Consider the following 11407-nt stretch of genomic DNA (forward strand, 5'->3'; position numbering starts at 1 on the left):
GGCGACAAGGACTGGCTGCAGCTCAGCACCAGAGACTACACGGATTATGCAAAGAAAGCTTCCGGCGTAAGCGCTATCACAAACTTCACCCATTTGGATCCGTCCTACCGAGAACTGGCGGGCGACACGCAGTTCACCTACACATACACCGACGCGGCGGCGGGCACACAACCCGGCAACAACAAGGCGATTGTCGCCAAGTCTGTGGGCAACGGCTTTTCGTTCAACCTGCCAAGCGGGAAGACGGCACAAAAGATCACCTTTGGCGTGAGCATGTACAGGGCCACGGCGAGGGCCGAACTGCTGATCAACGGTGCGACATATTACTCGGGAACCGTCACCGCGAACGTCAGCAGCGGTCTGCCTCTCAGCTCCAGCAAGATCTTTGAGATCAACTACATCGCGCCGAATCCAACGGACGTGGTGGAGGTCAGGGTGATCCTGACCGAAAGCTTCGCCTCGGGCACCGGTGGCAGTCTCTGCCTGTCGTTTGTCGCCTTGTCCGCGAACGGCTCCGTCGGTCAGACAATCTCCACCAATGCGGAGAAATTCGCCGATACGGCCAAAGGAAGTTACAAAATCTACAATGCCTCCGACGAAACGTTGGACGCACTGTGTATACTGGCAGAGTATAACGCCGATGGGCAACTTGTGAATCTGTCTCGGAAAACAATTCGTGTCGACGCGTGGTGTTCCGACGTGGCCGAGATCGTCTCACCGTCCACTCGACCGGGGGGCACAACCCGAGCGTTCATCTGGGACGCAAAAACACTTGTGCCGCTCTGCGAAATATCGGAACACAGCTTGACTTAGTAGGCTGTGACAGTACACGCTCTCCATAAACCCAAAGAACCGGCTGGTGCACAGCGTATGCGCCGGCCGGTTCCTTGGGTTTAACAATTCACCGTTTATCGCCTGACGTACTTCGTGTTGCGGGCCGAACCCACTTTCTCAATCGAGCCGGATTTCAGCATTGATGCAATAACCGCTTCGACGGTAGTCGGGCTAATATCGGGCAGGATATAGCAAACCTCGCGTTTGCTTATTGGGAGCAGGCTGTTCAGTACGGTCGTTTCAATCCGCGCGCGCTTACTCACTTTTCCGCTGTTCACGACGGTGAATCGTTTATCAAGCTCCTTGTAGCACATCAGCAGCGTAGTTACGAAGCTCTCAATAAACGGAAAGTAGCTGTTCTCGCCCGTGTGCCAGCCATCCGAACTGTCCTTCAACGCCTTGTAATACCCCGCTTTATTACGGTTGATTTGTTCCTCAAACGAGATGTAGCGTCCCGCGTCGAATCCGCTCTTATATAGGAGCAGCAAGGACAATAGGCGCGAAATCCTGCCGTTGCCGTCTGAGAACGGATGTATGCAGAGAAAGTCAAGGATAAAGCACGGTATTAAGAGTAGCCGATTAATGGCGGAGTTGTCACGAGCGTCTATATACGCGAGGATTAGCTGCTCCATTGTTTCCGCTGTTTCATCGGCAGGAGTGGGCGCGAAACGGACGCGCCGCGCTCCACTCGCGTCAACCTCCATGATTACATTGTCGCTGTCCTTGTAACGCCCGCCGCCGTTCGGCGAATACGACAACATAAATTCGTGCAGACGCAAAATGTCACGTTCGCGAACATCAAGCGCGGCGTAGTCGGAGTGAACAAGTGCAAGCGCATCGCGATACCCGGCGATTTCCGTTTCGTTATGGTTCAGCGGCGCAGAGTTTTGGTTTACGATTTCGTTAATGCGCTGCTCACTCGTGACAATGCCCTCGATTTCGTTCGAGCCTTTGACGCTCTGTACTTTCGCTATGGTCTCCAAGCGCGCGAAAGCGTCGGGGTAACTAGATTTTAGTGCGTTCTCACGCTCGCGCAATTCACTGATTACGCCGACCACGCTCACAAGCCCTGCGGGTAACAACCCGTGTTCGAGGAATGAATAATCGAAAAATTTCATCCGCACATCTCCTTCATCTGCACATATTGTAACCGATTATATGCAGATCGTCAAGAGGAAAAACAAAGTATCTGCATATAATCATTCAGGTAAATATGCAAATATTCATCAAAACAGCGGCAATAGCAAAGCTCGCAAAGGTCAATGCATTGACCTTTGCGAGCCTGCTTCGTTTCACTGTTGCCAGATTATTCTGGTATCGTGGATTCGATTAAGGGTTTATTCCTCGCATCCCACAGGAAGTATTTGTACAGCACCGCGCTGTCTGCCCGGGCCATCGGCGCCTGCAAATAGCCCTCCTGGCCTTTGCCCAGCGTCAGGCTGTTTCGATTGACGGCGATCAGCCTGCCGTCTGAATCATACGCCGCCGTGATGAGGCTGGCCGTCTGCCCGGCGACGCTCGTCACCTTGAACCGCGGGTTGAAAAGCGCGCTGTCTTGCTCCGGAATAAAATTCGGCTCGACGACGAACGACGGGTCAAGCGATATGCCGTCGGTCACGGGCGCCTCGGGGTCCGGCCGGCTTGCCGCGCCCGAAATTTCCACAAGGCTGGCCCACCAGTTCTTGGACGTGTTCGGCCTTTCCGTGTAGTAGACCATGACGTAGCGCCCGGAGCGGTTGACGGCAAACTCGCGGTCAAGATTCTGCGCCGTGTTGTTGTCCGAGCGATCGACGATTATCTCGCTGTCCTTCCACTGGCTTATGTCGATCGGGCCGGCGGGGGTTGACGGTATCGGCGTCTCGCTCCAAGCCAGCGGGTTGTCCGTCAGATAGATCCTGAAGTTGAAAGCGACGCTCTGATCCTCCATTGCCAGCTTTATGCTCTCTATGTCGTAACTGTCGCCGAGATCGAACATGATCCACGCGGGATAGTACCCAAGCCAGTTTTCCGCCTCGCCGCGTCCGAGGCCGCACCAGTAAGCGCTTGTCGAGCCGTCAACGGCAAACTCCGGAATATGCGACGAGTCTTGGGTATGGCTCGCGCGGGCGGGCTTGTTCAGGAAAACATTGTCAATCGCATCCGTTTTGACTTCGGCGGGCCGCCCTTTGCCGCTTATCTCGACAAGGCTGGGCCACCAGTTCTTGGATGTGTTCGGCCTCTGCGGGTAGTAAACCATGACATACCGCCCGGTGCGGTTGACGGCGAATGCATGCGCAAGGCTCTGTTCGCTGTCGTTGTCTGAATAATCGACGATTATCTCGCTGTCTTTCCAAAGGCTGATGTCGATAGGGGCGTCGGGCTGGCTCGGTATGGGCGTCTCGCTCCAGGCCAGCGGGTTGTCCGTCACGTAAACCCTGTAGTTGAAAGCCGTGCTGGCGCTCTCCATCGTCAAATCCATGCTCTCGATGTCGTAGTTTGCGCCCAAATCGAACATGATCCACGCGGGATAGTATCCGAGCCAGCCTTCCGCTTCGCCGCGCCCGATGCCGCACCAGTAAGTGCTTGTCGAGCCGTCGGCGGCGAACGCCGGAAGATGCGACGAGTCTTGGGTGTGACTCGCGCGGGCCTGCTTCCCGAGGAATATGTTGTCGGGGACGCGCTCGCCGACGCCGGTTATCTCAACGATGCACGGCCAGTAATTTGTGCCTGTATTGGGCCGCTCGCTGAAATACACCATCACATAGCGCCCGACCTCGTTGATTGTGAAGTCGCGGTCGAGGTTCAGCTCGGCGTTGTTGGCGCGGTGGTCAACAACTATCTCGCTCTCTTTCCATGCGCCTATGTCCACGCCTTGCGAGGGGTCGGCCGGCGTAGGCGTCCCAGCCCAGACGTCGGGGCTGTTCGACACGTAGATCGCGTAGCTGAAAGGATCCTTCGCCGATTTGTCGAAATCCTCAAAATCAATGTGTATGGATTCGATGTCGTAAGTGTCGCCGAGGTCAACCATCCAGTACGCCGGATAATAGCCGGGCCACGGGCTCGCGCTTGCCCCCAGGCCGCACCATTTCTCGGGCTTGCCGCCGCGCAAGCCGTCAACAGCCTTGTCGGCCGTGCTGCCTTGCGCCGTATCCTCGGAACTGGCCTTAGCCGCCTTGTGCAGGAAAATATTGGTTTCGTCCGGCGGCTCGGATTCATCGACAAGCTCGGCCGACGATACGATGCAGGTCGCGTCGTTGCCGTTGCCATTGTAGTTGTCAACGACGATCTGGATCATGTCGTCTTTGGCAGCGGCCACAGTGAATGACGCCTTGACGCTGGCTGTGTAGCTTGACAGCATCTGGTCGGCGGCCGGCCACACGCGCTCGCCGTTCTTCATAACCCTGATCGCCACCTGGCCGGCGTTGCCGGAGTTAGTCTTCGACATCTCCAGATTGATCTCGTATGTGCCGCTCTTTGGCGCCTGGAAAGCGCGCACGGCGTTGCGGTCGGTTCCGGGGTGGAAATAGCGCGGCCCGGCGTACAGCCAATCTCCGGCCATCCACGCCTGCTCGCCCTGAATGTAGGCCGACGAGCCGCCCATGTCCGCGAAGGCGCCGCTTGCCCTGCTCTGGTATTGGTAATGCCAGTGGTTCGCGCCGTTTATGCCGGGCACAAACCCCGCGTATGTCTGGAACAGGTTCGGGTTTTCGGCTGGCAGCGCGGTTATCGTGTACGTTTTTGTCCCCAGCCCGTCCGGCGAGGTGACGGCCACGGCAATCTGGCCGTTTTCGTCCGGCGAGGCGAGCGCGTAGCCCGTCGTCTCCATCGTCAGTCCGGGCGTGACCGGCGCGCCGTTAATCCTCACCGACGAATCCTTGTTCGCCGGGACGGCCTTTATGTAGAAATCGGCTTCGTCGCCAGTTGCGGTTATCGCATACGCGGTGATTTTGGGATCGAAAGCCATATTCTTGTTGCCGATTTCCAATCCGAAAAGGTTATAGTCCCTGACGGTGGCAACGCCTTTGTCGAGGAACGCCTCGAACTCCAGCAGGGAAGCGCGTTTTGTCTGCCCCGCCGTTGAATCTGCCGAGGTGAATTCCACCTTTATGTATTGAACGCCGGATGCGACGAACTGGTCCGCCTGCGCGTTTGCCTGCCCGCTCTTGGCGCCGGAGTACACTTTGTCCCAGCTCTGGCTGTCGGCGGACGCGTATATGCTGTAGCCATACGTCGTGTTGTCGCTCTCGAACCCGAGGCGCGCCCCGCGGATGTTTTTGGCCGAGCCAAGGTCAATCTGCCATGTCTGCGGCGAGCCTTCCGTGACGTCCTCGCCGGAGCGCCACAGCGTCGCCATATTGCCGTCCGCCGCGTCCGCCGCGCTCGTGCCTGCGTCCGACGACGAGGCTGACGCGCTGCCGCCGACTGCGACGTTCTCAAACAGCTCGCTCTCGTCCACGGGGAGCGCCCCTTCAATTACATAGGGCGACAGCCACACAACGTCGCTCGTGTGGACTCCGTTTTCATCCTCGCCGACAAGCGTGACCTCCTGCGCGCCGGAAACGTCGATGTCGTAGCTGGCAATGCCGTCTGTGACGCGCCCGGAAACCCAGCGCAGCACGCCGTCGAGGTATATTTTGAACACCGCGCCGTCCTTATAGTTTGAAGGGCTGGCCAGCGCGGCCTGCCCCGCGAGCTGGCTGCAAACGCCGTCAAGCCGGAATCTGACCGCGCTCATGTTGCTCACCGTGAGGCTGTCCTCATACGTCACGCCGCCGAGCGTCACATCGCCTTTGGCGAACGAGTGCGCGTTGGCGCCAAGCGCCACGCCGCCGTAATCCGAAAGCGCCGCCGCGCCCGTCGCGAACGGTTCGTCGCTGTCGGCGATCGCCACATACGGCACGACGGGCGTTTCAAGCCCGACAGAGCTGAACGTCGTTTCGGCGGGGGAAAGCCCGGCCGACTCCACGCGCACCGTTATCTCGCCGGCGGTTTTGCCCGAGCGGATGAACGCGCCCATTACGCCCGCCTCCGCGTTGGCCGGATTGGATCTGGTGCGCTGGCTGCCGTCGCCGACGACCGATGCGTCGCCCGAGACAACGGAGAAGCTGAGCTCGTTCGTCGCCTCGGAGCAGACGTTGCCGTCAGCGTCCAGCACGTAGGCGTAGACCATGACGCAGTCCGAGCCGTCCGCGATAAAGCTGGCGCCGCTCTGGTCAACCTCCACGCGCAGCTTCGCGGGCGCGCCCGCCGCATGCTGCTCCGACGAGGCGATCACGCCTCCGTCGCTGTCCAGCCCTTCCGCCGCAAGGTACGACCCGGCGGCATAGGGCACGCTGTTGAAGCGGAACGGGGCGTGGTCGAGGCTGGACGCCCTTTTGTCCGAGATCGGCGACTGCGTGTCCGTCCACAGCGCCGCCCCGTCCGCCGACTTGACAGTCAGGCGCACGGCCTCGGCGTTGGAGTAGACGTAAATCTGGCGCTGGGCGTCCGTGCCGATAGTCATGGCGCCCGCCCCGGAGTTAAGAGTTCCCCACTGGACGGAAGGCGCCGCAGCGCCCCAGCTGGACGCGATGAACAGTACCGGCCCCGTCTCGACGCCTTTCGACTCCAGATAGCTGTCAGCCTCGGCAGGCCGCTGGCTCGCGAAGGCGTAGTACGAGTATTTCGGTATGCGCATGAGATCCCACACGCCGCAGGGCGACATGGTCGGGTCGTAGCCGCGGTTGTGGTCGATGCCGATCCACATCGTGCTGCCGATGTAGCGCGGGTTGCTGTCATAGGTGTATTTGTATTCCGACATCGTCCCGACAGAGCCGGAATCCCACAGGCGGCGGTTGGCCTGAACCAGCATGGCGGCCTCGCCTCCCGGATAGGCCGTCCCCGGGCCGCGCGTGACGCGAGCCAGCGTGGTGCGCCCGCCGTACTGTTCGAGATAGTTGTCGCCGTATTCGCGCGTCTGGGCGAGGGAGTAATTGTTATATCCCGACACGGTGGAAAGGTCGTCGTAAAGTATGTCGGACACGGCGGACGCGTTGTGATTTTCCGCCGACGTGCGTATCGACGGCCCCTCCGATTTCGCGACGGCGTCGCATTCGTTGGTGAAAGCCGCCAGCCCGCCCGTCTCGTTCAGGCTGATCTCGAACGACAGGATGCACGGGTGGTTGCGGTCGCGGCGGATCATCTGCCTTATGTCAAGCTTGACGCGGCTGCCGAACGTCGCGTCGCTGTTCCAGTACTGCCAGCCCGGCGTCGCTTCCATCACCAGTATGCCGAGCTCGTCGCAGGCGTCGAGAAAATCGGCGGACTGCGAATGGTGCGCGGTGCGCACGATGCTGAAGCCGGCGCTTTTGTACTTGATCGCGTCGCGGCGCTGAAGGGAGCTTGACGCGGCAAAGCCTATGTACGCGTATTCCTGGTGGCGGTTGACGCCGGACAGGAAACCCGGATTCACGCCGTTTATCAGCACGCCTTCCGTTGCGCTGAACTCAATTTTTCGTATGCCGATCGGCGTTGTCAGTCTTTCAGCCTCGACACCTCCGACGGACACCTTGGACACGAGCTTGTGCATGTAGGGATCGTCAAGATTCCACAGATGGGGATTGGCGACGGCTATCGTCTGCTCGAAAGAGTAGGCCGCACCGGCGGCGATGCTCTGGGAGCTTGCCAGCGTCCCGACCGTTCGGCCGTCTTGGTCGATTACGTCCGTCACAAGCGAAACTGTTTGCGCACTCTCGGATTCGTTGCGCACATGCGTCTTTGCGTACACGTCGGCCGAAGCTTGCGACACGGCCGGGAAATCCACAAGTACGCCGCCGCCCGCGACAATATTCTCGTAGTTCGCGTTGGTGATGTGGACAGGCGACACTGCGTCGAGCCACGCGTTGCGGTATATGCCGCCGAAATAGGTGAAATCGAGCGTGGATTGAGTTTTGCCCGGCGGCACAAGACTGTTGTCCGCGTTGTTCGCCAGCACCGTTATAACGTTGTAAGCGCCGTCACAATGAACGGCGTCCGTTATATCCAGCACTATTGGCAGGTAGCCGCCGTAATACGTATGGTCGCCGTCGGCGGAGCCTGTCAGCGCGGCGATGGGCGTCTGCATGTGCGCGCCGTTGATCCATATGTCGGTAACGCCCATAATGCCCTCAAACTCGACGAAAAGTTTCTTTTCGGCATACGACTCGTCGAGAATGAAGTGCTTGCGGTACATGGCGTAGCCCTGATAGTTGATCCCCCCGGAATTGATGAGCGGATCCTCGCGCACGGTGTGCGGCAGATCGACGCTGTCCCAGCGCTCCAGCTCGGAGAGCGGGTAGTCAACGAGCGCCGCCTCGGCGATGTTCTTTCGAACGAATTTCCAGCCCTGGTTGAAATTAAGCCTTTCCCTGCCGCTTGACAGTGCAGGCGAATCGGCGAAAGCGGGCGTTCCGTATGAGATCAACGCCAGAGACAGAGCGAGCACCGCCGTCATCATCAGGGAAAGCGCTCTGCGGAGTTTTTTCGCGGACTTCTTCATAAACGATAACCTCCCAAAATTGTGAAATACTCACCGCTGTACATCTGGGGCGAGACCATCCTGCACAAATGGTCCTGCCGGCCGCCGCCTTCGCTGCACACAAAGGGCAACCACTTCATGCCCGGACGCATTCCTCGCCACGCGGAACCCATTGGGCCGCAACCCTCTATTGCTCTCTGCATGGCCTGAAAAGCTATACCTTTTTAAAGTTCTCTTTTCGGCCATTTGAGAATGTTTGGATTTGTGTGAATGTATAAAAACAAAAGAGAAATAGATTGACTTTAAGGGCAATGTGTAGTAAAATATAAATGATGATCTGCGATATGCCTTTCTATAAAAAGGTATACTTTTTTGAATCTTTAAGAATTCCATATTTTTTTGTATGAAATTTGGCAATTTCGTTTTGCGGCCAAGGCAATAACCCGGAGTCAATCGCCACACCCAGGCGGCGGCTAAGGGCCGCTCAACGCGAAGCAGCATACGCCCACAAACCCCGTGAACCGGCCAGCGCGCATCCGCGCGCCGATCGGCTCCGGGGTTTGTGTCAGAAATGAATTGGAAATAATTGTCAATTGTCGGCTGCCAACTGACACATCGCTTCCCTGTCCCCCACGAGGATCACGTTGTTGTGGAGCTGAAGGACCGAGGCGGGGACCTCCGGGGTCACCGGACCGGCGAAGGCGCGACGGACAATACCGGCCTTGGACGCCCCTGAGACGATGACCACGATGGTCCGCGCCTGCATGATAGAGCGGATGCCCATCGTGTAGGCGTGCCGGGGCACATCGTTCTCACTGGAAAAGAAACGTTGGTTGGCCTCAATCGTGCTCTGCGTCAGCGTGACGAGATGCGTACCCTTCTCAAAGGCGCCGCCGGGTTCGTTGAAGCCGATGTGCCCGTTGTGGCCTATCCCCAACAGGAGCATGTCGAGGCCGCCGCTGTCACGGAGAATCGCCTCGTACCGAGCGCACTCTCGCTCCGCATCCACCGCCAGACCGTCCGGGAGATGCGTGTTTTCAAGCTTTACGTTGGTGTGGTCGAAGAAATTCTCCCGCATAAACCGGGCGTAACTCTGCGGATCGTCCGGGGCAAGTCCCTGGTATTCGTCCAGATTGACCGTCGTGACTCCGGAGAAATCGACGTCTCCCTTGCGGTACCATTCGGCCAACTGTCGGTACAGACCCACGGGCGTGGACCCCGTGGACAGCCCCAGCACGCTGGTCGGTTTCAGAATCACTTGTGCCGACAGAATGTTGGCCGCCTTGCGGCTCATGTCGTCGTAATGTTCGGCGTGGTAGATGCGCATAGTGTCCTCCTCGTCCCAAACTGTGAACTGTTGACTATCGAGCGCCCTCCAACGCATAGGGCCAACGGCCGACGCCGCCCATGTCGTAGACGCGGAGATAGCCGAGACTCTCCAAAAATTCCTTGGCCTGCGCGCTGCGCCCGCCGGACTGGCAGTACACGACAATGACCGATTCCTTGTCCGGGAGCTGCGCGGCGCCGGCCTCTTTCAGCGCCGCCAATGGAATCAGGATGCTGCCGGGGATATAGCCCTTGTCGCGCTCATCTTGGTTGCGGACATCCACAACCACGGCAGCCGAGTCCGTCTGCTGAATCTCGCGCACCAGCTCCGGCGTGATCAGCGCGTCCGCTGTATCCGCTTCCTCTGTGTCGTCTGCGGCGCCGTCCTCGGCAGGCGGCGGGGGGATACGGCGTTCGGGGTACAACATACGCACGATGACAGCACAGCCCTCGGCGCGTGTCAGCAGCCCTTCGCTGTCAAAGATGAACCCGGGCCGGCCCGTCATGACCCCTTTGGTGTAGACGTCGGAGATGTGGACGCGGCAGGTGTGACAGTTCGGGAAATCCGTCAGCCGATCGGCCGGAGAGACGTCGTTTTCCGCCTCCTCCCCGTACAGGCGCTGGAGACCCAGGGCGGCGATCCGGGCGGCGTCGCCCCGCTTCAGCGGTCTGGCGCCAACGGCGATGTCGGCAGGCTCCAAAACGCCCTGCCGCAGCGCCAGATCGAGGTAACCGGAGGCCCAACCCGCTCCGGCCGGCGCTTGGTCGCCATAACGGCTTCGGACGATGATCGCGACAAACTGCTCCAGCCGCATCGTCTCATTCGGGTGAAACAGTCCGTCCGGCATCCCCGCGACATAGCGGAGGCCCGCCAGCGTCTGCACGGCGTCCCGCGCCCAGTGGTCGTCTATGTCGGTAAACGTCCGATCTTCCACCGCATACCCCGCAAGCCCGCCGGCCAGCAGGCAAAACGCGGCCGCCAGGCCCACGGCGCGGCGCCAAAAAACACTTCGTTTCATGTCCGTTCCTCTTTTCGCAAGATGTGTCATGCCGTTTTTGAGGTGTGCTCCCAAAGGGCGGCGCCGGCGCCCGCTCGCAACGAAGCCGGCGCCGGCGCCGATATCGATTTTTCAAATTTCAGGTCCGCACGATGCGGTCAACGCGCGCCGCACGGGCTCGTCTTGGGGGGGCCGGCCTCCGTCTGCACACGGCGTCCGGCTTTGTGCGCTGTGTCCTTCCCCGTTCAAGCACCGTCCGGCCCACTTGGCTTGCGCCAACCGACTTGAGCTGCGCGTAAGGCCCCGCGGGATCCGGCTTGCTGCTTCCCAAGAGAAGTTACAATATTTGGGTCTCATCGGGGAGAGCTGGAACATAGGCGAGGCCGTCCCACAGGAAAACCTTGACGGAGACCGCGCCGGGCGCCTCGCTGAGCGGCAGGCTCACGGCGGTCTCGGAGAGCCCGACGGGCGCCGTCGCCGCCTGTGTCTTGGCGGTCACCAGACGGCCCTCGCCGTCATAAGCCGCGACAATCGGCAGGTACGCTTTCTCGGCGTCCGTCCGGTTCAAGAGGAGGGCGTCGGCCCGCACCACGCCGTTCTCTACGCTGACCTCCAGCGCGCCGGGCGCAAAGATCACCTGGACGGTCGTGTCCGCTCCGATGTCCGCCAGCGCGATCTGTCCGTCGGCGAGCTGGGCCGTGATGTCCTGCCCGTCGCGGTAGATGAGAGGCGCCTCGCCGTCCACCGCCAGGCTGAGGGCGTCGCCGCGCAGCGG

General features: G+C 59.8%; 6 protein-coding genes. 1 reads left to right on the forward strand and 5 read right to left on the reverse strand.

Going from position 1 to position 11407, the window contains the following annotated elements:
- On the forward strand, window positions 1-813 hold an 813-nt coding region (locus LBK75_04895), incomplete at its 5' end, for a hypothetical protein (protein ID MDR1157630.1).
- Window positions 814-908: 95 nt separating this feature from the next.
- Here LBK75_04895 and LBK75_04900 read toward each other — a convergent pair.
- The 5 genes from LBK75_04900 to LBK75_04920 all read right to left on the reverse strand — a co-directional run.
- Complete coding sequence (locus LBK75_04900; GenBank protein ID MDR1157631.1) at window positions 909-1952, reverse strand: Fic family protein; 1044 nt, start codon at window positions 1950-1952, stop codon at window positions 909-911.
- A gap of 188 nt (window positions 1953-2140) precedes the next feature.
- Complete coding sequence (locus LBK75_04905; protein MDR1157632.1) at window positions 2141-8329, reverse strand: discoidin domain-containing protein; 6189 nt, start codon at window positions 8327-8329, stop codon at window positions 2141-2143.
- A 568-nt stretch (window positions 8330-8897) separates the two neighbouring features.
- A complete protein-coding gene (nagB, locus tag LBK75_04910) occupies window positions 8898-9635 on the reverse strand; it encodes a glucosamine-6-phosphate deaminase (GenBank protein ID MDR1157633.1) in 738 nt (245 codons plus the stop codon).
- Window positions 9636-9669: 34 nt separating this feature from the next.
- The gene (locus LBK75_04915) at window positions 9670-10653 is read right to left on the reverse strand and encodes an S-layer homology domain-containing protein (protein MDR1157634.1); all 984 of its coding nucleotides are present in this window, start codon (window positions 10651-10653) and stop codon (window positions 9670-9672) included.
- A 316-nt stretch (window positions 10654-10969) separates the two neighbouring features.
- A partial coding sequence (locus tag LBK75_04920) for a hypothetical protein (protein MDR1157635.1) occupies window positions 10970-11407 on the reverse strand: 438 nt, incomplete at its 5' end.

The sequence above is a fragment of the Oscillospiraceae bacterium genome, assembly GCA_031265355.1.
Lineage (GTDB): Bacteria > Bacillota > Clostridia > Oscillospirales > UBA929 > JAIRTA01.

What these genes read in the sequence shown, in the direction of transcription:
- LBK75_04900 (MDR1157631.1), bottom strand. Translation starts at nt 1,952, where the DNA reads ATGAAATTTTTCGATTATTCATTCCTCGAACACGGGTTGTTACCCGCA.
- LBK75_04905 (MDR1157632.1), bottom strand. Translation starts at nt 8,329, where the DNA reads ATGAAGAAGTCCGCGAAAAAACTCCGCAGAGCGCTTTCCCTGATGATG.
- nagB (MDR1157633.1), bottom strand. Translation starts at nt 9,635, where the DNA reads ATGCGCATCTACCACGCCGAACATTACGACGACATGAGCCGCAAGGCG.
- LBK75_04915 (MDR1157634.1), bottom strand. Translation starts at nt 10,653, where the DNA reads ATGAAACGAAGTGTTTTTTGGCGCCGCGCCGTGGGCCTGGCGGCCGCG.